This window comes from Gilliamella sp. Gris1-4 (assembly GCF_001690335.1).
Taxonomy (GTDB): Bacteria; Pseudomonadota; Gammaproteobacteria; order Enterobacterales; family Orbaceae; genus Gilliamella; species Gilliamella apicola_P.
Genome location: NZ_LZHA01000047.1, coordinates 26,079 through 52,532, shown reverse-complemented (window position 1 = coordinate 52,532; position 26,454 = coordinate 26,079). Strand labels below are relative to the sequence as shown.

Sequence of the window (26,454 nt, the reverse complement as noted above, 5' to 3'; positions counted from 1 at the left end):
TGGGCTACTCATTTTCTATTATTAGTTCACGTATCACACTTGTTGCATAACAACCTGATGGCAAATAAAAATTGAGTTCGAGACTATGCTCATCTAACCATTGCCAATTAAGCTGCTCTGCTCGTAACAATATTGACCGTCTTGCTGTTTCTACTCGCTCTTTTTTAAATAGATCATTAAATTCAGACCAACTTTCTAAACATTTTTGCTCAAACTCCAGCGTATCAAATAATGTACCTAGTGGTGAATCCCCCACCATTGGTGCAGTAATATTGATCTCGCCTTGTTCTAAACGCATTTGTAACTGAACTAGTTCGTCTGCTTGAGCAATAAACCAGCTACCACGATGCGCTAATTGTAATATATCGCCATTGAGCACGGTTTGATGCAAACTTTGGGTAATGCGTTGACTGACAATATTATTAAAAATCGCACTTCGCGCCGCGGAAAGATAAAAGCTACGTTTTTTTCGATCCTTAACCGAAATTTCGCCATTGGCCCATTTTATAGCCTGAGTAATATTATTTTCATCACGACCAAAACGCTGCTCACCAAAATAATTAGGCACGCCATGCTGTTTGATTAATGCTAATTTAGATTCAATTTCAGATTGACTATTTAACGATTTTAAAATTATTTTAAAATAATTACCTTTTAATGCGCCAATTTTTAATTTTTTATTATGCCGTGTGACTTTTAATATTTTACAACCCGCCAAATTAAATGCAGAAAAGTCTGGTGTTTGTTGACCTGGCATATGTAAACTGAACCACTGCTCAGTCACCGCTTGGCGATCTTTCAAACCAGCATAACTTACTAGCTTGGTTGAAATTCCCACATATTTAGCCAACTGCTCAGCCACGAAAATGGTATTACAATCACGTTTTTGCAAAAAAACTAAAACATGTTCGCCTTCACCAGTCAACTCAAAGCCAAGATCTTCTGTCACATTAAAATCTTCGTATTGTTGCTTGTATTGTCCTTTAGTGGTCGGTTTGCCATATAAATAATTAAGTTGTGCTAACACTATTATTGCCTATTGTATAATTTAAACTGTTTCGGATTTTTTACTTAATAACACTACCGCTTGGCAAGCAATGCCTTCTTTACGCCCAGTAAAGCCTAATTGTTCAGTTGTTGTTGCTTTTACACTAATTTGTTCAAAATGAACTTTCAGATCTTCTGCTATATTAACTCGCATTTGATCAACATGCGGTCGCATTTTAGGTTCTTGGGCAATAATAGTAGTATCTAAATTAACTAATTCATAACCTTTAGCTTGAACAAGGGTATACACCTCTTTCAATAATATTCGACTATCTATACCTTTATATTTAGGATCTGTATCAGGAAATAGCTTACCGATGTCACCTAATGCCAATGCGCCAATTAAAGCATCGGTTATTGCATGTAACACAACATCACCATCAGAGTGAGCAACAAGGCCATATTGATAAGGAATTTTTACCCCAGCAAGAGTTATAGGACCCTCTCCACCAAACTTATGAACATCAAATCCATGACCTATTCTCATACTTTTACCTATTTGGAATCTGCTTAGTTAAATAAAAAGTAGCCAATGCTAAATCTTCAGGACGGGTTATTTTTATATTATCCCCACGACACTCAATTAATAAAGGATGCCCACCACAATACTCAATGGCTGAAGCTTCGTCAGTGATGGAAACATGATCATTTAGAGCTTGTTGCAAACATGATTTTAGTTCGCCAGCATTAAACAGTTGAGGAGTAGCAGCGCCCCATAAATAAGTCCGATCTTCAGAATAATCAATAATGGTATCATTATTTTGACAAGCTCGCTTAATCGTATCACTAACACGAGTGGCTAATATACCGCCTTGTTTTTTAGTTGTTACTGTTTCAATCAGCCGAGTAATATCACAATGAGTCACACAAGGTCTTGCCGCATCATGAACTAAAGCCCACTGTTCATCATTTAGCAATTTTAATCCGGCTAAAACAGAATCAGCTCGAGTTTTGCCACCTAAAGCAACTTTAATCTTATCGTGCTGAGCAATTGAAAGGGTATTAAATATATTATCTTCTGAGCTAATCACAACAATAACTTGAGCGATTTGAGGATGCGTTAATAATTTATTTAGAGTATGTTCTAAAACGGTCTTCGAACCAACTTTTAGATATTGTTTAGGGATTTGACTATTCATACGGCAACCAACTCCTGCTGCCGGTACAATAGCAATGATATCATTAAGATTATTCAAGTTATGCATTATCGTTTTTTAGTATCCGAATCAATTATAATTCGATAAAAATATTCATCAGGTTTAACCATACCCAAATGACTACGAGCACGCTCTTCTATTGCCTCATAGCCACGTTGCAAATCGTTAATTTCAGCAAACATCTGTTCGTTACGAGTCTTTAACTTCTCATTATCGGCACGCAAACTGACTAACATTTCTACATTATCTTGATAATCGTACACATTATTTTTGCCATACCATAAAGAATATTGCAGATAACCCAATACAGCTAATAACAATAAAGGTAGCTTCCATCTTCTCATGAATTTAGTATTATCCTTTATCTATATACATTTAACTGGTTTTGGTAAGCCTGCAAGTTTAGTTGCTTGTTTAGCAGGACCGTCTGGAAATAATTTATACAAATAACGACTATTGCCCTTTTCTGCACCAAACTTTTTTTCCATTGCTTTGACTAAAGCTCGAATAGCTGGTGAGGTTTTATATTCTAAGTAAAAATCACGAACAAATAAAATAACCTCCCAATGGGCATCGGTTAATTCAATGGACTCTTTGGCTGCCAATTCTGGAACTAAATCAACAGTCCAATCCTGCCAATTTTTTAAATAGCCTTTCTCATCAGTTTCTATCTGCTCTAACATTTTTTCAAAGTACGTTATTTTATTTGCGTTGTATTATACTCAATTAATCAAAATCCAACACTAATTTTGCAGACGAATACGTTATTGTTTGTTTAATTTCTTCAAAATTTGATGAAATTTAAAGCAAACGATAAAAAAAATTAAAATAGCTATTTACAAATAAGCAAGTCTACTTTAATATTCACAGCCATTGCGGAAGTGTGGCTGAGCGGTTGAAAGCACCGGTCTTGAAAACCGGCGAGGGGCGACCCTCCCAGAGTTCGAATCTCTGCGCTTCCGCCATCTTCTTTCAAGTAGTAATATCAACAATCTAATCACAGAAAACAATCAACCCTAAAATATAACCTTCTAAAAAATAAAACCTAAGCGATATCCCCTTCGGGCACAGTGCGCTCTGCTATTGGCTGAAATAGTTTTTTAACTCTTGAATAAACGCACTATCCACAATAGGTGGATATTTGTTGGGTTCCTATGACGATAAAAACAATAGATGTTGTAGCTTCAAATTGATACTTTGATTTAAAAAAATAATTTATAAAAACCACTTAAGGTTTTGTTGATTTGTTTTATGTCGGCGCTTTGCTTAGGTTGTGTAAGTGATTGATTTTGTTTGAAAACGGTAAAATAAAAACTTCAATAAAATCAATGATCTACCGGAGAGATTTTTTATCAAAATAGTTTTTTTGTTGGTGGATAGAGTGGGTTGGGTGCGGTGGTTTCGGACGTTTGGGCTTTGGGTGATAAAAATAGCTACAGTGCCCACGTCCGAAACCTTGCCGTACTAAAAATAGACTACCGCTTTAAAGCGCCACAGCGCAACCCTAAGGGAAACGCCCCAACTTACGCGGGGGCTTGATTCTTTGTTATATTGTCCTCTCAAGCACCATAACCACCCCCACGCCCTAAGGATTAAGAACTAAACGCTAAGAACTAAGGTGCGGTGCAAACAGCGTAAGCACTGTCGAGAGAAGCTATGTAGCTGCGGACCTCGCCGCGGTCCGAGGTGACAGCGAACCGGTTGCCACCTACTGCGTTGCTCGTCCAGTAGTCGAAGACGAAGCCCGCATCAGCGTAGTTGAACATGATGCCCCACTCCGTGAAAAATCCTGCCCCTATGTGACGCATGTAAGCATTAACTGATGAACGAGGGGCTGCGCCTGAATTGCTATAGTTTGAATTGACTAAATCCCTTACCTGTGGCATTCGATAACCCAAACTATTACACCATGCTAATTGGTTACTATAAATTTTAAGTTGATTATCCCGATTGACGAACCACTGCCTTAACTTAAAACCATACCGAACCTCATTACCATTACTATCCCTACCGACCAACTCGAAGGTCTGTGGCAAAGATGGACGTGTAAGTGAACCAGGATTACTTGAGCTTATCTGACTACTACTTGCCCTAGGACCTGTTAATGTTACCCGTGTTACATTCTTGGATTTATCTCTAATCCATTCATCAGCTTGGATAGTACGGTTATCTGGGGATGTGAATGTCCCTGTTAACGGCCTTGTCCATCTCACCGTTGCACCTAGACTACCACTTGTGTTAACTGTCCAATTCAACTGACTTGCGTCAATACCCCCTATGTCCAAATCAAAATACAATCCATCTAAACCTGTAGTAGGAAAGTTTAACTCGTAAGATGATGGGTTTGTTGATTGAGTTAAAAAGCCCTTATTTGGATTCCATATGTTAGATGGACCGGCATAATGTGGGTCGTCTGGGTGACTGTTCCATGGAAAGAAAACTCTAACACCTGTGCCGCCAAAGTACAAATTCGGCCTGACCGAACAAATAACCGGCTGTGACGGCAAAGTGATATAATAATCCACCGTCCCTCCGTAAAAACGACTACTATTTGGCACTCCATACTGTGTAGTTAAACTTCCCCCTGTACTATCTAAAGTGACCTTATAAGGCGCTTTACATAGATTTATTGCATCACTACGACTAACCGTAGCGCCATCTTTATCCTTTATTACTAACGATATACTCCCTGATGCAGTAACACCATTTGTACCCTGTCCATCCCCATCATCATCTCCCCACTTCCCTTGGCTGATTAGACTATTTAAACTAATAGATGTTGTTCCCGATGGCAATACCGTATAAATATCATTAAATGTATAATTTCCACTTGGTAACCTTATCGGATTTGTAACACTTGATGTGTTTGTTGACTGAGTGATACGTCTTCCATCTGGCAACTCGATTGCCAAAAATGTGTCTGTATTAGTTGCCTTAGTTCGCCCACCATCGAACGTTAAATACGGCCCACTACCGTGAATAGTATTGGTTGTATTTACCGTTAACGCCTCTGTATCCTGCGTATATGACAATAACAACAACGGCGTAAAGAACAATGCCGATTTTGATAACCACTTGGATATCGACGATAATTTTGCCGAATATATGGCCGATGATGTGACCGAAGATGTTGTCGAAGAATCCGCCGACAGCATCGCCAGTAAAGACCCCGATGACGGCGTCGATTCCGCTACGCGAAATGACTTCGATGATGAAAATAACTGTGGCGCCCTACTTTGGCTACCGTGCGAATCAATAAGATTTAGGGCATAGGTTTGGCAGGCCAGATGCCAGATGCCAACCATGGTAATGTATTTTTATTTCCTTGTCAAGTAATTTATTGTTTTTTCTGAACTTTTATATCCATTCGCCTGATTTTTGAGCGATTCCTTGCCTGAATAAGCTTAAAAATTATAACTTGATGATAAATAATCCGCCACTTTTTTTGTTGGTTTATTGTAAAGATTTGTTAGCGGGTTAAGTGCGTTGCTTTGGTTTTTTTTGGGGAGTGGCGTTTTTTATGGGGCGTAGCGGTTGGGTGTTTTTTGGGACTGGTGGAGTAGGTGCTTTTTAAAGGCCTAAAATTGCTCCGGTAGAGCATTGATTTTATTGAAGTTTTTGTTTTAATTAAATTAAGCAGTTATAAGGATTTGGTTTAGTTAGTTTCGGACGTTTTAACTTTTGCAAAAACAAATGCATCAGTGATAACGTCCGAAATCTTACCGAGCAAAAATAAGCAATATTCCGCTAGACTCCGTTTAGCATAAAATTTACTACTTACCAATACAAAACGAACTGAATATACGGCTTAATAAATCATCAGAAGTAAATTCTCCTGTGATTTCGCTTAAGGATTCTTGCGCTAATCTTAGCTCTTCAGCGAGCAATTCACCAGCATGGAAGGTGACTAGTTGGTGTTTACCATTATTTAAGTGCTCGGCTGCCTTTTCAAGTGCTTGAAGGTGGCGGCGTCGGGCTAAGAATCCACCTTCAGTGCTACTAGTAAAGCCCATGGCCTGTTTTAGGTGTTCGCGCAATAAGGTAACGCCTTCGCCTGTTCGTGCCGAAAGTTGAATGAGTGAGTAGCCGTTTACTTCGCTATATCCTAGCTTTTCACCTGTTAAATCGGCTTTATTACGAATTACGGTTACTGGCATATTTTTAGGTAAGCGTTCAATAAACTCAGGCCATAGTTTTTCTGGGTTGGTTTCTGTTGTGGTTGTGCTGTCAACCATAAATAATACACGATCAGCTTGCTCAATTTCTTGCCAAGCACGTTCTATACCAATTCGTTCCACTTCGTCACTAGCTTCTCGTAAACCTGCGGTATCAATAATGTGTAGTGGCATGCCATCAATATGGATATGTTCACGCAGTACATCACGCGTGGTGCCTGCGATATCGGTCACAATGGCAGCCTCACGCCCAGCTAATGCATTTAGTAAGCTTGATTTTCCTGCATTAGGACGCCCAGCTATGACTACTTTCATGCCTTCTCGTAACAGTGATCCTTGTTTAGCTTCTTGGCGAACTTCGCTTAAACGAGTTATGACTTGGTTAAGCTGTGCTTCTATTTTGCCGTCAGATAAAAAGTCAATTTCTTCTTCAGGAAAGTCGATTGCTGCCTCAGTAAATATGCGTAAATGAATTAAGGATTCAACCAATGCATTCACTTTTTTAGAAAATACTCCTTGCAAAGATGATATTGCTGATTTTGCCGCTTGTTCTGAGCTAGCATCAATCAAATCAGCAATAGCTTCGGCTTGGGCCAGATCTAGCTTGTCATTTAAAAATGCACGCTCTGAAAACTCTCCCGGCTTTGCAATACGGATGTTAGGAAGTTCTAATATACGCTTTAAAAGTAGATCCAAAATAACTGGACCACCGTGCCCTTGTAATTCAAGTACATCTTCGCCTGTAAAAGAGTGTGGATTTGGGAAAAACAGCGCAATACCTTCATCTAAGATTGAACCATCAGTAGCTAAAAAAGGAAGATAATGCGCATACCTTGGTTTGGGTATTTGTCCTAATACTGCCTGAGCCACGGCTTGGGCTTGGGGTCCAGAAATGCGCAATATACCTACGCCACCACGACCTGGTGGTGTTGCTTGTGCAACAATTGTGTCTGATTTCATATTTATCTGTAGCTGATTTAAATTTTAATAGTTAATGATATCATGGACGCACGGCAAAAACAGTAGTTACCCGTGCTTTTGCCGTAATGTGCCGATGATTTTAGTTAGATGGTTGACTTGGTAATTGGTTTTTAGAGGTTTTACTATCGCTTGGATGGTCAAATAACCAAGAATTTGCTAGTGCTAGGGGTTCTCTTATTAATGCGATATATTTATCTCTTTTAGTCAAATCTAATGGCGCGGCTAAGCCTGATACTTCGTTAATTCCTGAACGTTTAGCTAGCATTAGCGATCGCAATAAATGAAAATCATTGGTTACCACAACCGTTTTGCCTAAAGGTAATATCCGATTTGCATAGATAAATTGTTGGGCTGTTCGGGTTGATTTGTCTTCTTGATAAATTCGATTAGCATCGATCCCTTTTTCAATTAAATATTGGGCCATTACACTAGCTTCAGTTGCAGATTCGTTTTTTCCCTGTCCGCCACAAACAACAACTTTGGTTTGTGGGTTATTTTGTAAATAATTTATGGCAATATTTAAACGCTCGGCTAAGGTCGAAGAAGCTATGGCTGGTGTGTTAATCACTTGGGCTCCCAATATGACCAAGGTATCGGCATTTTTTATTGGTTTTTGCATCGAAGAAATATAAATCGCAATGTTAGCAATAATGAAATAGGCTAATATTAAGGCTATACCATACTTTATTGATTTTACTATCATCCATTTTTTCCTTTATTTTTTATAACAATTTTCAAAATGATCGTTAACTAATCCCATGGACTGCATAAAAGCATAACAGATGGTAGAACCAACAAATATAAAACCTTTGTTTTTTAGCGCTTTTGACATTTTTTCTGATATATCAGTACTTACGGGAACTTCGCTTTTATCATTAAAATGGTTAATAATTGGTTTATTATCAACAAACGACCAGATAAATTGCGAGAAATCTTCACCACTTTTTTGCATGTTTAAATAAGCATGAGCATTTTTTACAATGCTATTTAGCTTTAAACGATTACGAATTAGTCCTTTATTTTTTAAAAGATGTTCAATATTTTCAGGCGTTAGCTGAATAATTTTGTGTGGGTCGAAATTAAAAAAGCAACGTCGATATTCATCGCGTTTTTTTAGAACAGTGATCCACGATAATCCCGCTTGTTGCCCTTCAAGGCAAATTTTTTCAAATAGTTTAAGGCTATCATATTGGGGGTTGCCCCATTCGTTATCGTGGTAATGAATGTATATTGGGTCATCCAAAACCCAACTACAGCGTACTTTGTTGTTATTTGTCATCAAATTTTATCTAATTTATTTATTATTGATTATGCTTTATCGTGATTTATATTTTTTAAGCTTCGATTAGTTGAATTATAAATCAAATAAGTAGTTTTGTTACATGCATTAAATTTTTTTATGATGAAAAAAAAGCCTTTTTTTTGTGGCAGAATGAATCCCACGTTTTTAACTTAAATCAATAAAAGATAGATTTTTTATTTTCTAACTTAATTTAATAATAAGGTTTTTCCATGAGTCAGTCTGTAATTAACGCGGAATGGCAGCCTAGTGCTCGACCATTAAATCGGCAGGATTTTAAAACGTTAGTTTTGTCCTCTTTGGGTGGTACATTAGAATTTTATGATTTTGTTATTTATGCGCTTTACATCGATACCATTGTAAAACCACTATTTTTACCGCATTTTTTATCGCCATTAACGTTAGATTTATTTGCATGGGGTATTTTTGCTGCTGGTTATTTGGTTCGTCCTGTTGGTGGCATTATTATGGCGCACTTTGGTGATAAAGTGGGACGTAAGCGAATGTTTACCTTAAGCGTGGCTATGATGGCATTACCTACATTTATCATTGGTGTTTTACCAACTTATGAAGTGATTGGTATTTTTGCACCTCTGTTATTATTAGTAATGCGTATGCTTCAAGGTGCCGCAATTGGTGGTGAAATGCCAGGAGCTTGGGTGTTCATTGCTGAACATGTGCCAAAACAACGTTATGGTTTAGGTATCGGTACGTTAACTTCAGGTATTACTGGCGGTATTTTACTTGGCTTTATTGTGACTATCATTATTGATCTTTGTTTTACCACCGTAAATATTTTAGATTATGCTTGGCGTATTCCGTTTATTATTGGTGGTATTTTTGGCGTTATTTCGGTTTATTTACGTCGATTTTTATCTGAAACACCTATCTTTAAAGAGTTAGCGGCACGCAAAGCAATTGAAAAGAATATTCCTGTCGTTACCGTGCTTCAAAAACATAAAACAGCTTGCCTAATTGTGGCTCTTTTGACTTGGTCGTTGTCGACGGCAATTATGGTGGGTATTTTGATTACACCGGGTCGTATTGTAGGTGGCATGTACCATTTTGCTAATCTTGATTGGCGTATTGGTGGTTGTATTGCCGCACTAACTTTGACTATCGGTTGCATTATTTTTGGTTGGTTAGAAGATAAAATAGGTACAACCAAAACAATGCTAATTAACTGGGGCGGACTTGCTATTATGAGCATTGTATTTTATAGCTCTTTGTCGCCAGATATGTCCTTAACTAAACTTTATTCGCTTTGGGCTGTATTTGGGCTATTTATTGGTTCTGTTGCAATGACAGCAATAGTTGGTACAAGAGCTTTCCCTCCTGCGATTCGTTATTCGGGTTTGTCATTTTCGTATAATTTAGCCTATGCGCTATTTAGTGCATTTACACCAACATTAACCATTTATCTATTAAGCCCTGAACATTTATTAGGGCAATATAGTTATCTTGGTGCTGGTATTTACATCTCTTTTGTAGCGTTAATTGCGGTTGGGGTCGGTTTCTTTCCTTTAGCTAAAAATGGCTGGCAAAGTGATGCAAATCATTAATCGATAAAAGCCTAAATAATAAAAACATTAATTATAAAAATATTAATAAAAAAGCAGGACTAATAGCCTGCTTTTTTATTACTAATATCGGTTGTTTTTAACGCATGGTAACAAACTCTTCGGCAGCAGTTGGGTGGATAGCCACCGTATTATCAAAGTCTTTTTTAGTTGCTCCCATTTTAAGCGCTACTGCAAAGCCTTGTAACATTTCGTCCATTCCGTAACCAATACCATGAATACCAATAATTTTTTCATCTTTCCCCACGCATACTAATTTCATTCGACAAGGTTGTCGATGCTGTGTTACTGCGGTGTACATTGCTGTAAATGTTGATTTATACACTTTTACGTTTTCTTCACCATACTGCTGTATTGCTTCTGGTTCAGTCAATCCTACTGTACCAATTGCAGGATGAGTAAATACGACGGTCGGAATATTACTGTAATCTAAATGTTCATCAGGTTTATTGTTAAATAACCTTTCTGATAAGCGGCGCCCTGCGGCAACTGCAACAGGTGTTAACGCTATAGCGCCTGTAATATCATCACCGACAGAATAGATGCCTGGGACATTGGTGTTTTGGTATTTGTCGACGATAACAAAACCTTTATTATCAACCGCAATTCCTGCCGCCTGTAAATTCATGTCATTTGTTGCTGGATCACGTCCAATCGCCCAAATTAAACAATCAACTGTGTAACTTTCGCCATTTTCGAGGTTTAATGTTAGTGAATTATCACTATTTTTAATTACCGATTTTGGAACCGCAAAAGTATGTAATTGTTGTCCTTCAGTAGCAATAACTTCCATTAAGGTTTCAACAATAAGCGGATCAAAAGATCGTAGTGGTGTAGCATTGCGAACAAATTGATGTGTTTGTGCGCCCAAAGCGTGTAATACGCTTGCTATTTCGCAAGCAATATAACCTGCGCCAACAACTGCCACACGTTTTGGTAAGGATTTTAGAGCAAAAAAGCCATCTGAAGTAATGCCATATTGCGCACCTGGAATATTGGGAGTGCTTGGTTTTCCGCCAACAGCAATTAAAATATGATCAGCACTATAGTGTTCGCCATTTACCTCAACGGTGTGAGAGTCAACAAATTTTGCATAGCCATGAATGACATCAACTTTGTTATTAGTAAGTACCCGATCGTAAGACTGATGAATGCGATCAATATAAGCAGTTCGACTAGCAATTAATTTATCCCAATTGAATTGATTAATAGTGGTATCAAAACCGTAATCAGGACCATAATGTTTAATAGCTTCTGCAATTTGAGCACCATACCACATTACTTTTTTGGGTACACAACCAACATTAACACAGGTTCCACCTAATAATTTGGCTTCAATAATGGCACATTTTTTTCCATAGGACGCAGCTCGATTAATTGATGCTATCCCTCCACTACCACCACCAATGGCAATGTAATCATAATGTTTGGTCATAAGATATCCTTAATACTCTTTTTCGTTATTTGCTTATTAGCTTTGCATAAAGATCACAATAAAAAAAGTATTAATTTTGAAATTTAACAATAGTTATTAACGATTGATTAAAGTGTATTAATTTTTTTACTGATTTTTATCTTAAACAAGGATTAACTAAGGTTATTAAGAGTTGAAAAGCCAATCGGCTACTTATTTCAAAGTAGCCGATTTTATTTGTGATTATTTAGCTTAGCGTGTTTTTATTGCATTAATAATGTTGGTTGTTGAACATCCATCTTCAAAATTGAGCACTTTAACAGTTCCACCAGCAGCAATAACTTCTTTACCGCCTGCTATATTTTCAGGTTTATAATCGCCACCTTTGACTAATACATCGGGTAAAATAGTGGCTATTAATCGTTGTGGTGTTTCTTCCTCAAATGGCACGACCCAATCAACTGAATCAAGTGCACCTAATACAATCATTCGTTGCATAAGTGGGTTTATTGGTCTTGATTCACCTTTTAACTGCTTAACCGAGGCATCGCTGTTCACAGCAACTATTAGACGATCACCAAGTTTACGCGCATTAGCAAGGTAAGAAACATGTCCTGCGTGTAAAATATCAAAGCAACCATTGGTCATGACAATTTTTTCACCACGCAGCCGTGCTTTTTGAACTTCTTCTTTAAGTTCTTCTTCTGTCATTACACCAAATCCGTCATCGGCACGTGCTCGAATGGCATTACTTAACTCTACTTGTGATACTGTTGAAGTGCCAAGTTTACCAACAACAACACCCGCTGCCGCATTGGCTAAGAAACAGCTTTCCTCTAAAGATTGCCCTGCGGCTAAAGCTGCAGCTAATGTGGCAATTACAGTATCGCCAGCACCTGTTACATCAAATACTTCTTTAGCTTGAGTCGGTAGATGATAAGTTGGTTTATCTAATTGAAGCAATGTCATGCCTTTTTCGCTTCGTGTAACCAATAGCGCTTTTAGTTGGTACTGTTTAATCAGTTGGTGGCCTTTTTCTATGATTTCATCTTCACTTTGACAATGACCAACTACCGCCTCAAACTCTGACATATTAGGGGTTAAGATTGTTGCACCGCGGTAACGTTCAAAATCAGTCCCTTTAGGATCAACTAGAATTGGTACATTTGCTTGATTAGCAAGCTTAATCATTGCTTGAACTGCTGATAATGCACCTTTAGCATAGTCAGACAGAACCAATACTTTATGCGTCGACAATGCTGTTTGAATACGCTCAAGAATAGGAGTTGCATCAACATTGCCAAATCCTTCTTCAAAATCAATACGGATCAATTGTTGATTGCGTGATAGGACTCGTAGTTTAGTTATGGTTGGGTGTGTTGAAACAGAGACAAAATCACATTGAACTTTGTGTTTACTTAGCTGTTCATCAAGAATTTTAGCTGGTTCATCAATACCTGTTAATCCAATTAGTCGTGCGTTACCACAAAGCGATGTAATATTCATAGCAACATTAGCCGCACCACCTGGTCGCTCTTCTAAAGAGTCAATTTTGACTACAGGTACTGGCGCTTCGGGGGATATCCGATTAGTTCCTCCATACCAATAGCGATCTAACATAATATCGCCTACAACTAATACATTGGCACAATTAAAATCAGGTAATGATGTCTTCATTATGACTTGTTATCCTTAATTATTCAGTTAATTCATCTTTTATCTGTTAACTATCTTTATCAGATTCATAACTGTCGTTATCTTCTGTTTTGTCATTTTTTCGTGGTTGATAAAAACGGGCAAAAAAAGTGCCGATTTCAAACAGTAAACAGATAGGTACAGCTAGTAATATTTGTGAAAATACATCGGGTGGCGTAACAAACATTGCAACGGCAAACACTCCAACAATTATATAAGGGCGCTTTTTTCGTAGACTTTTAGGTGTAGTTATTCCTGTCCAACAAAGTAGTATAATGGCAACGGGCACTTCGAAAGCAACCCCAAAAACAATAAAGAGTGTCATTACAAAATCAAGATATTTTGTAATATCAGTATTGATAGCTACATCAATAGGTGCAGTGTGAATAAAAAAGTAAAATGCTAGTGGAAACACTACAAAGTAAGCAAATGCGATACCGAGATAAAAGAGAATTGTGCTTGATACAATTAACGGCATTACTAGACGTTTTTCATGTTGATATAGCGCTGGTGCGATAAATCCCCAAACTTGATACAGTATGTAAGGAATTGAGATAAATATTGCCACCACCGCAGTTAGCTTAATTGGGGTAAAAAATGGTGCTGCAATATCTGTTGCTATCATGCTACTACCTTGAGGTAATTGGCTGATAAGCGGATTTGCCACGATATGATAAATATCATTGGAAAAATAGAGTAAGCAGGCTAATACCAGCAAAATGCAGATAATAGAGCGTAGAAGCCGTGTTCTAAGTTCAACAAGATGTCCAATTAATGGTTGTGTAGCGTCGTCGGTCATGATTTATTTTTATCTGAGTGAGTTTGAGAATCAATTCTCGTTGCTGAGTCGATTTCGTTTTGCAATGATTCTGTTACGCGCTTTAAATTATCAATTGATTCTTGAATCTCTGGCGTAAGTGTTGTTAAACCACTTTGTTCAGCCTTTTTTAGACTGTCTTGTAACTCTTGTAGCTTAAGTTCTTTATTTAATTCTAACTGTACAGTAGCAGACATTCGGCGGAGTACTTTTATCCATCCTGCAACTGTTTTTATGGCAATAGGTAATCGTTCTGGTCCTAAAACCACCAGACCAATAATTAATACCAATAATAACTGACCAAAGCTGATGTCGAACACGGGTTACTCTTTTTTGCTATTGTTAGTATCTGTATTGTTAGTTTCTGATGAGTCAATATTTTCGACTTTTTGTAAATTGTCGTGCTCTTTTTGGTCGTGGCCGTCATCATCATTCATTGCTTTTTTTAAGCCTTTAATTGATGCGCCAAGATCGGAGCCTAATGTTCGTAATTTTTTTGTTCCAAATAATAATACAACAACTGCAACTAATATGAGGAGTTGAGGCAAGCTTGGCATCATGATAATTATCTCCAGTAGATTAATAACTAAATTATACACATAAATTATGATTTCCCCAAATAACTAGCTTGGTGCCCAGTCCTTAATTCACAATCAATATAATAATGCATAATGCAAAAAATAGCGCAATTATTGTGTATAAATTTCGTTCACGTTTTTTACTACGCTGTAGTTCTTGATTGATTTGCTGTAACTGAATATTCATCTGTTTGGAGATTCGTTCATAATCATTTAATTTTTCTGGTAACTGTGGCAACATAACTCGCCATTGAGGTAGCGATTCCCAAGCTTGTTGTAGTATCTTTTTAGCGCTATATTTATCTCGATACCACTTTTCTAGAAACGGCTTTGCTGTTTGCCACAAATCAAGTTCTGGATAGAGCTGACGACCCAGTCCTTCAATATAAAATAGTGTTTTTTCAAGTAAGGTTAGTTGGGGTTGGATATCCATGTCAAATTGACGTGCAACTTGAAATAATTGTAGTAAAATCTGTGAAAATGAGATTTCAGAAAGTGGTTTTGAAAATGCGGGCTCACATACATTGCGCATTGCCATTTCAAGTGCAATAACATCCGTTGTTGCTGGTACCCAGCCTGATGCAATATAGGTTTCGGCTATTTTTCGATAATCTCGATTGAAAAATGCTAAGAAATTTTCTGCAAGATAGCGTTGATCATCAGCACTTAATATACCAACAATGGCACAATCAATACCAATATAACGTGGATTTTGTGGTTCAGTAATATCAACAAAAATGTTACCTGGATGCATGTCAGCATGAAAAAAGTTATCGCGAAACACTTGGGTAAAGAAAGCTTGTACTCCTCGTTCTGCAAGTAATTTCATATCAACATTATTTTGCTTTAACTGATTGATATCTGCAATGGGAATCCCTTTAATACGCTCTTCAACCATCACATTTTTTCGGCATAAATCTTGGTAAACATAAGGAATATATAAAATGTCGCTATTGATAAAATTGTCACGCAATCTAACCGTATTGTAAGCTTCTTTTTGCAAATCTAACTCTTTTAATAGTGTCATTTCATAATCATGCACTATTTCAACAGCTCGTAATTTTTCGCCTGATTCGATTCGTTTAGTAAATTGTTTAGCCACCCAATACATCAAGCCAATATCAGCTTGGATAACCTGTAAAATATTAGGACGTAAGACTTTGATAACCACTTCAGCTTGACTATGTTTTAATACCGCCGTATGAACCTGAGCTATTGATGCTGATGCTAGTGGTTTTTCGTCAAAATCTGCAAAATAATAATCAATTGACTGCTCTAAAGCTGACTCAATTAATTGTTTGGCAATTTTACCGTCAAAAGGGTTAACTTGGTCTTGTAATTTTGCCAAAGCATCGGCTATGTGTTTTGGTAAAATGTCTCGTCGAGTTGAGATCATTTGTCCAATTTTCACCCAAACTGGACCTAGTTCTTGTAACGCTAGTTGTAAACGTTCACCGATTTCTTGATGTTTTGCTTTAGCTCTAACCCAAAACATACAAAATATTAAAGTACGCAACCATTTTGATGAACGATGTTTTGGCAACAATTCATTTAATTGATAAGCTCGAAATACAGTTAATATCTTAAACAGTCTAAAAAATGTCATTATTATTCATCGCATCAAAATTTAAAGCCAGTATGTAACGCAACTATACCACCAGTCATATTGTGATATTTCACATCGACAAATCCTGCATCTTCCATCATTTTTTTCAATGTATTTTGATCAGGATGCATACGGATAGATTCAGCTAAATAACGGTAACTTTCAGAATCATTTGCCACTATTTTCCCCATCAATGGTAACATGGTAAATGAGTATAGATCATACGCTTTATTCAGAATTTGATATTGCGGTTTAGAGAATTCAAGAATTAATAAACGCCCGCCAGGTTTTAATACTCGCCACATGGATCGTAATGCTTTTTCTTTGTCGGTGACATTACGTAATCCAAATGAAATAGTAATACAATCGAAATAGTTATCTGCAAAAGGTAATTCCTCGGCATTAGCTTGTACATATTCAATGTTTTTAAATAAGCCTTTGTCACGTAGCTTATCTCGCCCCACTTTTAACATCGATTCGTTAATATCAGCTAACACAACCAATCCATCATCACCAACAAGTTGCGAGAATTTTGCCGTTAAATCACCAGTGCCTCCTGCCAAATCTAAAACTTTTTGACCTTTACGCACGCTACTATATTCAATGGTAATTTTTTTCCAAATACGATGTATGCCAAATGACATTAGATCATTCATAACATCATATTTATCAGCAACAGAATGAAATACTTCAGCAACACGTTTTACTTTTTCTTGTTTGGGAACTTGTTTGTAACCAAAATCAATTTTTTCTTGATTTGTATCGTCTTGTTTGTCAGAAGATTGAGACATAAAAATTTACCTATCACAAATATTTGACTTATTTTAACATAAGCCTCAATAAATGTGATGAACTAAATCAATAATGCTTCAACCTCTTTTGTGATTGTTTCAAAATGTTCCAGCCGTGAAGATTTTGGGATTAAATCTTTTTCGTGAATGACTAAATCAAAATGATAACTGTCCTTAAAGGCTTTTAAAATTTCATTATCTTTTTGAAATAATTGATGGTAGTACTGTGCTAGTGTTTCAAAATCAATTGAGGTAAAAACGACCTTATTAGCGATTTCAATAGCTTTTGAAATCCGTTCTACATGTAACATCGCAATTTTCATAAAATCAGATTCACTCAAATAACGCTTGTTATGTTGAGTTAAGATTTCTCGCTCAATATAATTAATATAACCATTAGGTACATATTGAGTATTATAAATATTAGCAAGTTGAATAGGTAAATCACGGAATCTATTTTGACCAACAATAGCTACTTTTTTAACAAAAAAAGGTTTTGCTGCTTGTGCAATAAAAGACCAATTTTTATAAGGATTTTCACGGATTTGTGTTGCGCTGATGTTCATAAAATCTCGATTGGCATCGACAATAATTACCGGACAGCCAAAATAGAGTTCATGATTTTTGACATCTTGCGGTTCACTAGTAAATACGACATTAGGCTTAATTTTATGTTCGGAAAGAATTTGCTTAACGCGGTAGCTCCAATCTTGCCAACCATTGGGATAAAATTCAATACCAGCTTCATCAAGTACATGGATATGAATATTGTGGCGATCTTTGAACGTCTCTTTTAACCATGAAAAACGGTCGCTAACTTGTGGTTGTTTGGGTAAGCGGCTTTTATCAAATAGCTGCTTATCACGTGATACCTCACAGCCCAATATGATATGTAATACATCAACTTGGCTCATTGCTTTTTCAATCAAATAAATATGACCACAATGTAAAGGATAAAACTTCCCGAAAATTAAACCAACTTTATGCTTTAAAGTCATAACCATTACCAAAATACACAATAACTAATAACAATTTACAGAAAAAAAAAGCAATTTCTAATCAAATCATGCTATTTGATATATTCTACCAATTAGTAAAATAACTTTTACCATCCAAATAGTTGATAATAAAGATAAAATAATATTTTATTATTTTTGTAAATTAGATAATAAAATACCCGTTGCAACCGAAATATTTAATGCCGGCATGTTATCATTGCCCTTTAAATGGACAACAACATTAGCATAATTAATAAGTTTTATATTAATTTGTTGAAATATAACTAACGCAACTTTTTTATCAAACTTGATTTTATGCAATTCAGTTGATGCAATGGATTTTGCCTGACACGGTAATAACGCAACAACTTGGTAACCACGCTGTTTGAGCATATCAAGTGAAGCAACAAAATCATCACTTTTAATTGATTCAACAGCCTCAATACCACCTTCTGCCACACGCATGGCAGCGCCACTATCAAGTAAATTCGTTTGACGTAATATAACGCCATTAACACCATAAAAAGCAGCACTACGAATTAAGCCACCTAAATTATGGGGATTATGAACATCATCAATAGCTAAAATACAATCATGATCTTTATTACTATTATTTTCTAAATAATCCAATAAGGTAAGTGGAACACGTTTTTTTACAATTAGGCAGACACCGCCATGGTGTTGAGTTTGAGTTATTTTACTAATTTGCTCACTAGAGATAACATCATAACCTAACCGTTGTTTGACTAACCAGTCTATTAGATCTTTAAACTGGTAAGTCATCTCTTGGGTAATAAATAGTTTAACAATAGCTGTGCGTCGATGTTTGAAAACTGCTTTACAGCTATTTTCACTATAAACTAAAGTTTCTTCTTTACGTTGGCGATAGCCATCATAGCCAAAAGTAGGTACTTGCTCATTATCACGAACCTTTTTTTGCCATGGTGAATCATTATCGATAGATGATTGAGATTGATTAAGTTCAACATTAAAACGCTTTTTTGCAAACTCAGATTTATCATTTCGAGGTTTGAATGTTTCAATACGATCATGACGATCTCGTTTAGATTTCAACTGAGATGAATCATCTTTACGTTTGTCTTTCCATCGAGAAGGCTTTTCAATAGCCGAGCGAGAATGCTTTTTAGATTCACTATTTTTTGCGTAAAAAATAGATGGTTTATTTTTTTCGGTATTGTCGTTCATATCAATCTCACAATTAATCGGTTATCGCGTACGAATGGTTGGGGCTATTTTATCTAATACGCCATTAACAAATTTATGGCTGTCAGCAGCACCGAAGGTTTTTGTTAAATCAATGGCTTCATTAATTACCACTTTATAGGGCACATCTTGACGTTTCATTAATTCATACAGTGCGATTCTAAGTATCGCTAATTCAATTTGTCCTAATTCATCAACAGATCGTTCAGTGAGATAAGGCGTCATTTTATCATCTAATTCGGTAGTATTTTTTGCTACACCATTTAATAATTCACGAAAATACTTAGAATCGACGCCTTTCATATCTTGTTCTGTAATAAAACTTGTCTCAACATCAGCCAGATCGTTTCTGGAAACTTGCCAAGAGTAAATGGCTTGTACCGCACATTCTCTTGCTCGACGACGAGGATTAACTAATGCCACAAAATTACTCCTTAATTGCTTTAATAATATTTAGCATTTCCAGCGCAGTTAATGCAGCTTCAGCTCCTTTATTGCCTGCCTTAGTGCCTGCACGTTCAATTGCTTGTTCTATACTTTCGGTGGTTAAAATACCAAATCCTACTGGAATAGTGTTGTCTAAACTTGTACTTAATAATCCAGAGCTTGATTCACCAGCAACAAAATCAAAATGCGCTGTACTACCACGAATTACGGTACCTAACGCCACAACGGCATCATATTTTTTGGACTGTGCAGCAACTTTAACAGCTAGAGGAATTTCATAAGCACCGGGAACCCAAATAACAGTGATATTTTTATCATCAACTTGTCCAATACGTGTCAATGCATCAATTGCACCATTTACTAGGCTATCATTAATAAAATGATTAAAACGTGCCACTACAATTGCAACTTTAGCTTTTGGTGCAGCAACTTTACCTTCAATCGTTTGCATATTAATTCCTTATTAATTTTATTTTAAATGCCATTTCACTCTGTTTTGCGTGAAAAAATACTTAGTAAATTGTATCACGAATTAAAGACTTATCCTATTGGCAAATGGCGTTACGACCAAGTTCTACCCAATATATTATTTAAAATAAACGCAAAGAATTTAACTATTGCAAATGTATTATTTGTTAAGTTTAAAATTAATTTAAATTTTGTTGTTATTTCAACCATTATGATTAGAAATAATTTTAATTTATTTTTATTTCAATCCTTATTTTTACACTTAACAGCATACTTTCTAAAATCTTTTGTCAAAATAAGGAATTTTATTTTATCGCTTGCAAGCTATTTTGAACAAATTACAATAGTCTATAAATTTATTTATTATTGATGGAGAAATACCTGTGTATATTGACAATATTCGTGATGAATTAAACCAAGCTATTGACGTATTAACTAATTTTGTTTCAGACGATAAAAATCTCCAACAAATCCAAAAAGCTGCTATTTTAATTGCTGATTCGTTTAAACATAGTGGTAAAGTTTTATCATGTGGTAATGGTGGCTCTCATTGTGATGCTATGCATTTTGCTGAAGAATTAACTGGTCGCTATCGTGATAATCGCCCTGCTTATCCAGCGATTGCCATATCAGATGTAAGTCACATTTCGTGTGTTGGTAATGATTTTGGATTTGATTCTATTTTTTCACGTTATGTTGAGGGTGTAGGCCAGAAAGGTGATGTACTTTTAGGTATCTCTACTTCAGGGAACTCAGCTAACGTGCTTAAGGCTATTGAAGCAGCAAAACAAAAAGGGATGAAAATTATTACGTTAACTGGTAAAGATGGTGGTAAGATGAATGGACTTGCTGATGTTGATATTCGTGTTCCGCATTTTGGTTATGCCGATCGTGTGCAAGAAATCCACATCAAAGTTATTCATATTCTTATTCTGTTAATTGAAAAAGAGATGGCTAAATAATATGTGCGAATTATTGGGTATGAGCGCCAATGTACCAACCGATATTTGTTTTAGTTTTACAAGCCTAATAAAACGAGGTGGGGACAAAGGTCCTCATAAAGATGGTTGGGGAATTACTTTCTACGAAGGAAAAGGTTGCCGAACATTTAAAGATCCAGAGCCTTGTAGCTATTCGCCTATTGCTAAAATGGTGAAAGAATATCCCATCAAATCTAAAGCTGTGATTGCTCATATTCGACAAGCAAATCGAGGCGGTGTCGCACTAGAAAATACCCACCCATTCACCCGCGAACTCTGGGGTAAAAATTGGACTTTTGCCCACAATGGACAATTAACCAATTACCAAAATTTAGATACAGGGCTTTTTCAACCTGTTGGAGAAACCGATAGCGAATTTGCCTTTTGCTATTTAATTAATCAATTACAGCAAAAATATTCGCAAAAAACTGTCGATGATCTTGAGCTATTTAATTTTATTAAGCAATGTGCCGATCAATTAAGCCAACTAGGCATATTCAATATGCTACTTTCTGATGGGCAATATGTGTTTGCCTATTGCACAACGAATTTGCATTGGATAACCCGTAAAGCACCATTTGGCAAAGCAAAATTACTGGACGAAGATGTAGAAATTGATTTTCAAAAACATACAACACCCAATGATATTGTTACTATCATTTCAACCTTACCATTAACTTCAAATGAGATATGGCAAAAACTTAATACTGGCGAAGCGATTTTATTTAAAGATGGCGAAATTAGCCAATCTTCCGCATTTTAATAGGATGCATTGGCGACTCATTTTTAAATTGATGATGTAAATAACTTAAAGTTAATAGTCCAATTGTAGTAAGCACAATCCATGGAAGGTGCGGAAATCCTATTTGTATAGCAATATCATATAACCAACCTGCACCGGTATAACCAATAAATCCACCAAGCGCAAGCCCTAAACGGCTAAATCCCATATAACTACCTTTTGCTTTGGGATTACTTAATACAGTCGACAAGGTTTCACGGGCTGGTTCAGCAATAATTGCACCAAAGTAAAACAGTGCAATAAGTGATAATAGTACGATTAATTGTGATGTAAAACCAATAATAATAAAAGCAAATGACATTAAAAATAGACCAAATTTAAGGCGCTGATCTAATCTGAAATATTTTTCGCTCCATCGAGCAAGTGGATAAAGCAGTACGAGAGAAATAGAAGCTTGTATAGCATACATCCATTTTACATAACTTGGGCTACCTGACACGTTTGTGATTGTTAAAGGTAACATCAACATTATTTGCACCCATAGTACATAATAACCAGTTAACGTAAGAACATAGCGGGTGAACTTTTTATCTTTGATAACCATTTTCATACCATTAATAATAGGCGCTTTGCCAATAGCAATATGGTAAGCTGGCAGGAAGAAAAAATTAAAAATTCCACATAAGAAAAAAATAAAAGCACCACACCAGCATACTAAATGGAAGTCATAATCAATTAAAATTCCACCAATAAGAGCCCCTATTACAGCTCCGGCATTATCTTGTATCATTAACAGTGATATGAACTTACCTCGCTCATGTGGACGAGTAAATTTAATAGTCAGTCCCATACGAGGCGGATCAAATAGTAGTCCGCCTAACGCTGAAAGTAAGCAAGAAAGTAATAATAACCAAGGCTCACTAGCAATCGCCATAGAAATAAAACCAACACAACGTAAAAACATGCCAGCAACAATCATTGGTTTAGCACCAAATCGATCAGCAATAGCACCACCAATAATACCAAAACCTTGTTGAACAAATTGCCGAAATCCTAACGCAAAACCAACAAAAAGTGCACTCCAACCAACTTGACTAACAAAGTGGGTTGAAACAAGCGGAAACACAACATAAAAACCCAAGACAATAAACAGATTATCAAGTAAAAGTATTTGCCGACCTGTTTTACGAATTTGAGATGGTATTGGCATTTATTTAACTCTTTGAGTTAAATAGTTTTGATAATCAGGAATTTCAATATCAACTTCTTGCGTAAAAATAGAGGACTGAATTAATGCATTGGCTGTGGCTTGATTAGTGGCAACTGGAATATTCCAAACAGTAGATAATCGTAACAACGCTTTCACATCTGGATCATGAGGTACAGCATTAAGTGGATCCCAAAAAAAGATTAAGATATCAATTTTACCTTCTGCAATTAATGCACCTATCTGCTGATCTCCCCCCATCGGACCACTTAACATTGGCGTGATATTTAATCCTGTTTCTTGCTTTATTAATGTTCCAGTAGTGCCCGTGCCACATAAATTATGACGAGAAAGCTCTTCACGATTTTTTTTACACCAATTTAATAAAGAATCTTTCAAGTGATCGTGAGCAACTAAAGCAATATTTTTTTTAGCCAGTAATTTACGTGTGGTATATAGCATCATCGTATCCTAATTCATTATTATATTCTTTTTAATTTTTAACAGAGTATTAATCAAAGCGCAAGGGTTATTTAATTGATAATAGATAATAAAAAAAGGCACCGAAGTGCCTTTTAAAAATAAAGATACAATCAATTAGAATTGGTAAATTAAACCAAGTGCTACTGTGTCTTTTGTTGTGCCCTTGATTTGTGATTTAGTAAATGAACCATCTTCATATAAAGCACGGCGTGCACCGATATCATCTTTATCTAACAAGTTAATTTTATAATCGATAATAGCTTGTAGGTTTTTGTTAAAGTCATAAGTTAAACCAACATCAACATATTTAGCTAAATCATTACCTTTAAGCCCTGCATCACTTGAATAACTAGATGCATCCTTAACTTTATGTTGGATATAAGCAACAGATGGCGTTAAGCGACCCACTTCAAAGTCAATACCATATTGAGCAACTAATTCATAGCCTTTGGTTTTTAAATCATCAGCGCTATGAGTAGTTGAGGCATTATCCCAACCATATTTTTGCTTGCCTTGAATATATAACGCAGCTAAATAAAGGTTGTCGTTATCATATTTGATACCAGCTGACCATGCTTTAGCATCTTTATGACCACCAGTTTGTGCATAACCAGCACCAACAGATAAACCAGTATCAAGCACATCCCAATCAACAACTGAACCCCATGCTTCAGCACTATTGCGTTTATCATTAAGAGTATAATTACCGAAATGACGCGTTGAGCTGTTATCTCCGTTATCCGCATATTGAACGGCAAAACGTAAACCATTCACTAAGCCAAAGAAATCTGAATTACGGTAGGTTGCAACGGCTTTAGTACGAGCTGTTAATGCATAAAGATCATTATCAGAAGCATCACCACCAAATTCTGGTAAAACGTCAGTGTAAGATGTTAATGTTTTTAATACACCATCATTGCGACCATAGTCGAATGAACCAAAATCACCAAAGTTTAAACCAGCAAATGCATAACGAGTTTCATTATCAGCATTTTTACCTGTCTTTGCTTCATACTCCCAACGACCATAGCCAGTTACGCTGTCTGTCACTTGTGTTTGACCTGACATACCTAAACGTGCAGTGGTTTTGTCACCTTCACCCGTTTGATTATTACGATCAGTAATATAGTTTAATGCGTAAACACGACCATAAAAGTCAACTTTATTACCATCTTTATTCCACACTTCAATAGAAGCGTTTGCTGTACCTGCAATTAAAAGTGCAGGAATAGCGATTGTTAATAGATTACGTTTCATTTTTTACCCTCAAAGGTATTTTATATTATTAAAGATGCAAATTACTTTGCTCTGGTTTAACAAATAACTGCTAATAATTAGCAATTATATTATTACTGTGATAGTCATTTTTGCCTGATAAACACTGACTCTATTGTATAGATTGCTTATTTAACAATGAAATTTTGATTTATTCTGCGAATTTTCGAATATTTTAATACTTATTATAATTTTTTTTAGACATAAAATGTTTTTTAGATAGGAATGAATTTAAGAGGCGAAAAAAAAGGCAACTAAGTGCCTTTTTATAAGATATTAAGAGATTAGAATTGATAAATTAAACCAACACCTAACACGTCTTTAGTACCTGGTTTGCTACCGTGACCGTGTGAATTTTTGGTGTTTTTATAAGCACCGTAATCATCACGATCTAACAAGTTGAATTTGTATTCAACAATTGTACTGAAGTTTTTGTTTAGATCGTAAGTTGCACCTAAAGATACGTATTTAGCTACAGGTGAATTAAATCCATGACCACGGTAATGAACATTATTATCAGTGAAATGAACTGAATCAGCTTTAACTTTATGTTGAACATAAGCTAAAGATGGAGTGATACGACCCACTTCTAAATCAATACCATATTGAGCTACTAATTCAAAGCCTCTAACTTTACCATCAGCATTTTTTGTATAACCATTAGGCCATGAATATTCAACTACGTCTTTAAACTTACTTTGGAAGTAGTTAGCTGCTAAATATAGATTATAGTTATCATATTTAAGACCACCAGCCCAAGTACTTTGACGATTATCGCTGTTTGAAGTTTGTGCATAACCAGCACCAGCAGTTAAACCAGTGTCAAAGATGTTCCATTGAACGTTTGCACCATAAGCTTCACGAGATTCACCTCTGACTGCATCCTCTTTAAAATCATTTGAGTTATCACCATTATCAGCATATTGTAATGCAAAGCTGATATCATCAGTTAAACCGAAGAAGTTATTATTACGGTAAGTTGCAACAGCTTTAGTACGAGCTGAAAGTACGTTCCAATCGTTGTTTGCTGCATCACCACCAAATTGTGGTAATACGTCAGTATAAGCAGTAATTGCTTTTAACACACCGTCATTACGACCATAGTCGAATGAACCAGCATCACCAAAGTTTAAGCCAGCAAATGCATAACGTACTTCGTTGCTAGAATCTTTACCCGCTTTCGCTTCATATTCCCAACGGCCATAACCAGTTACGCTATCAGTGATTTGAGTTTGGCCTGACATACCTAAACGAGCTGAAGTATCATCACCTTCGTCTTTTTGACCACGATCAGTGATGTTGTTAGCTGCTTTTACTCGACCGTAAAAGTCAACTTTATTACCATCTTTGTTCCAAACTTCGATAGATGCATTTGCACCAGCTGCGACTAAAAGCGCAGGGATAGCGATTGCTAATAGATTACGTTTCATTTTTTACCCTCATGGTTATTTTTTAAAAAGACACTTTCATAAGTTTAGTGTCAATTTTC

General features: G+C 36.2%; 27 protein-coding genes, 1 tRNA gene and 1 pseudogene. 5 read left to right on the top strand and 24 right to left on the bottom strand.

Annotated elements, in window-relative coordinates:
* Positions 1-4: 4 nt before the first annotated feature.
* The 5 genes from truD to A9G31_RS06360 are packed head-to-tail and all read right to left on the bottom strand — an operon-like array spanning position 5 to position 2,887.
* On the bottom strand, positions 5-1,030 hold the full coding sequence (gene truD / locus A9G31_RS06380; RefSeq protein ID WP_065560943.1) for a tRNA pseudouridine(13) synthase TruD: 1,026 nt from the start codon (positions 1,028-1,030) through the stop codon (positions 5-7).
* Positions 1,031-1,048: 18 nt separating this feature from the next.
* Positions 1,049-1,534, bottom strand: a complete 486-nt coding sequence (ispF, locus tag A9G31_RS06375) for a 2-C-methyl-D-erythritol 2,4-cyclodiphosphate synthase (RefSeq protein WP_034910022.1) — start codon at positions 1,532-1,534, stop codon at positions 1,049-1,051.
* Between the two features lie 4 nt (positions 1,535-1,538).
* Complete coding sequence (gene ispD, locus A9G31_RS06370) at positions 1,539-2,252, bottom strand: 2-C-methyl-D-erythritol 4-phosphate cytidylyltransferase (protein ID WP_065560942.1); 714 nt, start codon at positions 2,250-2,252, stop codon at positions 1,539-1,541.
* Entirely contained in the window at positions 2,252-2,548 is a 297-nt protein-coding gene (gene ftsB / locus A9G31_RS06365; RefSeq protein ID WP_034910028.1) for a cell division protein FtsB, read from the bottom strand. The genes ispD and ftsB overlap by 1 nt, the downstream gene beginning before the upstream one ends.
* 21 nt (positions 2,549-2,569) lie before the next feature.
* On the bottom strand, positions 2,570-2,887 hold the full coding sequence (locus A9G31_RS06360; RefSeq protein ID WP_065560941.1) for a TusE/DsrC/DsvC family sulfur relay protein: 318 nt from the start codon (positions 2,885-2,887) through the stop codon (positions 2,570-2,572).
* A gap of 194 nt (positions 2,888-3,081) precedes the next feature.
* Here A9G31_RS06360 and A9G31_RS06355 point away from each other — a divergent pair.
* Positions 3,082-3,169: transfer RNA gene (locus A9G31_RS06355), tRNA-Ser, on the top strand.
* A 648-nt stretch (positions 3,170-3,817) separates the two neighbouring features.
* On the opposite strand, the gene A9G31_RS06350 is transcribed toward A9G31_RS06355, so the two are convergent.
* Positions 3,818-5,236 carry a hypothetical protein gene (locus tag A9G31_RS06350; RefSeq protein ID WP_065560940.1) on the bottom strand — a complete coding sequence of 473 codons (1,419 nt, stop codon included), beginning with the start codon at positions 5,234-5,236 and terminating at the stop codon, positions 3,818-3,820.
* Positions 5,237-5,279: 43 nt separating this feature from the next.
* On the opposite strand from A9G31_RS06350, the gene A9G31_RS11620 reads away from it, so the two are divergent.
* Complete coding sequence (locus tag A9G31_RS11620) at positions 5,280-5,477, top strand: hypothetical protein (protein ID WP_065560424.1); 198 nt, start codon at positions 5,280-5,282, stop codon at positions 5,475-5,477.
* 500 nt (positions 5,478-5,977) lie between these two features.
* Here the strand turns inward: A9G31_RS11620 and mnmE are convergent, their stop codons facing one another.
* The 3 genes from mnmE to A9G31_RS06335 form a co-directional block, all read right to left on the bottom strand.
* Positions 5,978-7,339 (bottom strand): tRNA uridine-5-carboxymethylaminomethyl(34) synthesis GTPase MnmE, encoded by a 1,362-nt coding sequence (gene mnmE, locus A9G31_RS06345; RefSeq protein WP_065560939.1) that lies wholly within the window; start codon positions 7,337-7,339, stop codon positions 5,978-5,980.
* 100 nt (positions 7,340-7,439) lie between these two features.
* Positions 7,440-8,063 carry a YdcF family protein gene (locus A9G31_RS06340; protein ID WP_065560938.1) on the bottom strand — a complete coding sequence of 208 codons (624 nt, stop codon included), beginning with the start codon at positions 8,061-8,063 and terminating at the stop codon, positions 7,440-7,442.
* Between the two features lie 12 nt (positions 8,064-8,075).
* Entirely contained in the window at positions 8,076-8,639 is a 564-nt protein-coding gene (locus A9G31_RS06335) for a DNA-3-methyladenine glycosylase I (RefSeq protein WP_065560937.1), read from the bottom strand.
* A gap of 233 nt (positions 8,640-8,872) precedes the next feature.
* Between A9G31_RS06335 and A9G31_RS06330 the strand changes: the two genes are divergently transcribed.
* Positions 8,873-10,222, top strand: coding sequence for an MFS transporter (locus A9G31_RS06330; RefSeq protein WP_065560936.1), 1,350 nt, complete (start codon positions 8,873-8,875; stop codon positions 10,220-10,222).
* Positions 10,223-10,319: 97 nt separating this feature from the next.
* Here A9G31_RS06330 and gorA read toward each other — a convergent pair whose 3' ends face one another.
* From gorA to ribH, 11 genes and pseudogenes are all read right to left on the bottom strand, one after another.
* Positions 10,320-11,675 (bottom strand): glutathione-disulfide reductase, encoded by a 1,356-nt coding sequence (gene gorA / locus A9G31_RS06325; protein WP_065560935.1) that lies wholly within the window; start codon positions 11,673-11,675, stop codon positions 10,320-10,322.
* 231 nt (positions 11,676-11,906) lie between these two features.
* Entirely contained in the window at positions 11,907-13,331 is a 1,425-nt protein-coding gene (gene hldE / locus A9G31_RS06320) for a bifunctional D-glycero-beta-D-manno-heptose-7-phosphate kinase/D-glycero-beta-D-manno-heptose 1-phosphate adenylyltransferase HldE (RefSeq protein WP_065560934.1), read from the bottom strand.
* Positions 13,332-13,377: 46 nt separating this feature from the next.
* Complete coding sequence (gene tatC / locus A9G31_RS06315; protein ID WP_065560933.1) at positions 13,378-14,148, bottom strand: twin-arginine translocase subunit TatC; 771 nt, start codon at positions 14,146-14,148, stop codon at positions 13,378-13,380.
* Between the two features lie 59 nt (positions 14,149-14,207).
* Positions 14,208-14,486: pseudogene (gene tatB / locus A9G31_RS06310) on the bottom strand (Sec-independent protein translocase protein TatB); the annotation flags it as partial.
* A 3-nt stretch (positions 14,487-14,489) separates the two neighbouring features.
* Positions 14,490-14,726 (bottom strand): twin-arginine translocase TatA/TatE family subunit, encoded by a 237-nt coding sequence (tatA, locus tag A9G31_RS06305; RefSeq protein ID WP_065560931.1) that lies wholly within the window; start codon positions 14,724-14,726, stop codon positions 14,490-14,492.
* An 82-nt stretch (positions 14,727-14,808) separates the two neighbouring features.
* Positions 14,809-16,350, bottom strand: coding sequence for a ubiquinone biosynthesis regulatory protein kinase UbiB (ubiB, locus tag A9G31_RS06300; RefSeq protein ID WP_065560930.1), 1,542 nt, complete (start codon positions 16,348-16,350; stop codon positions 14,809-14,811).
* Positions 16,351-16,364: 14 nt separating this feature from the next.
* On the bottom strand, positions 16,365-17,141 hold the full coding sequence (ubiE, locus tag A9G31_RS06295) for a bifunctional demethylmenaquinone methyltransferase/2-methoxy-6-polyprenyl-1,4-benzoquinol methylase UbiE (protein ID WP_034911549.1): 777 nt from the start codon (positions 17,139-17,141) through the stop codon (positions 16,365-16,367).
* A gap of 62 nt (positions 17,142-17,203) precedes the next feature.
* Positions 17,204-18,139, bottom strand: coding sequence for a multifunctional transcriptional regulator/nicotinamide-nucleotide adenylyltransferase/ribosylnicotinamide kinase NadR (gene nadR / locus A9G31_RS06290; RefSeq protein ID WP_065560929.1), 936 nt, complete (start codon positions 18,137-18,139; stop codon positions 17,204-17,206).
* 150 nt (positions 18,140-18,289) lie between these two features.
* Positions 18,290-19,345: a TrmH family RNA methyltransferase gene (locus A9G31_RS06285; protein ID WP_065560928.1), complete on the bottom strand. Its 1,056-nt coding sequence runs from the start codon at positions 19,343-19,345 to the stop codon at positions 18,290-18,292.
* Between the two features lie 21 nt (positions 19,346-19,366).
* Complete coding sequence (nusB, locus tag A9G31_RS06280) at positions 19,367-19,786, bottom strand: transcription antitermination factor NusB (RefSeq protein ID WP_065560927.1); 420 nt, start codon at positions 19,784-19,786, stop codon at positions 19,367-19,369.
* Between the two features lie 4 nt (positions 19,787-19,790).
* Positions 19,791-20,261, bottom strand: coding sequence for a 6,7-dimethyl-8-ribityllumazine synthase (gene ribH, locus A9G31_RS06275; RefSeq protein WP_034911536.1), 471 nt, complete (start codon positions 20,259-20,261; stop codon positions 19,791-19,793).
* Between the two features lie 400 nt (positions 20,262-20,661).
* Here ribH and lpcA point away from each other — a divergent pair, with 400 nt between their 5' ends.
* A complete protein-coding gene (gene lpcA / locus A9G31_RS06265) occupies positions 20,662-21,240 on the top strand; it encodes a D-sedoheptulose 7-phosphate isomerase (RefSeq protein WP_065560925.1) in 579 nt (192 codons plus the stop codon).
* 1 nt (position 21,241) lies between these two features.
* On the top strand, positions 21,242-22,021 hold the full coding sequence (locus A9G31_RS06260) for a class II glutamine amidotransferase (protein ID WP_065560924.1): 780 nt from the start codon (positions 21,242-21,244) through the stop codon (positions 22,019-22,021).
* Here the strand turns inward: A9G31_RS06260 and mdtH are convergent.
* From mdtH to A9G31_RS06240, 4 genes are all read right to left on the bottom strand, one after another.
* Positions 21,999-23,210, bottom strand: a complete 1,212-nt coding sequence (mdtH, locus tag A9G31_RS06255; protein ID WP_065560923.1) for a multidrug efflux MFS transporter MdtH — start codon at positions 23,208-23,210, stop codon at positions 21,999-22,001. The genes A9G31_RS06260 and mdtH overlap by 23 nt on opposite strands.
* Positions 23,211-23,669 carry a methylglyoxal synthase gene (locus A9G31_RS06250; protein ID WP_065560922.1) on the bottom strand — a complete coding sequence of 153 codons (459 nt, stop codon included), beginning with the start codon at positions 23,667-23,669 and terminating at the stop codon, positions 23,211-23,213.
* 135 nt (positions 23,670-23,804) lie between these two features.
* Entirely contained in the window at positions 23,805-24,947 is a 1,143-nt protein-coding gene (locus A9G31_RS06245; protein WP_065560921.1) for a porin, read from the bottom strand.
* 302 nt (positions 24,948-25,249) lie between these two features.
* Positions 25,250-26,395 carry a porin gene (locus A9G31_RS06240; protein WP_065560920.1) on the bottom strand — a complete coding sequence of 382 codons (1,146 nt, stop codon included), beginning with the start codon at positions 26,393-26,395 and terminating at the stop codon, positions 25,250-25,252.
* Positions 26,396-26,454: the final 59 nt, after the last annotated feature.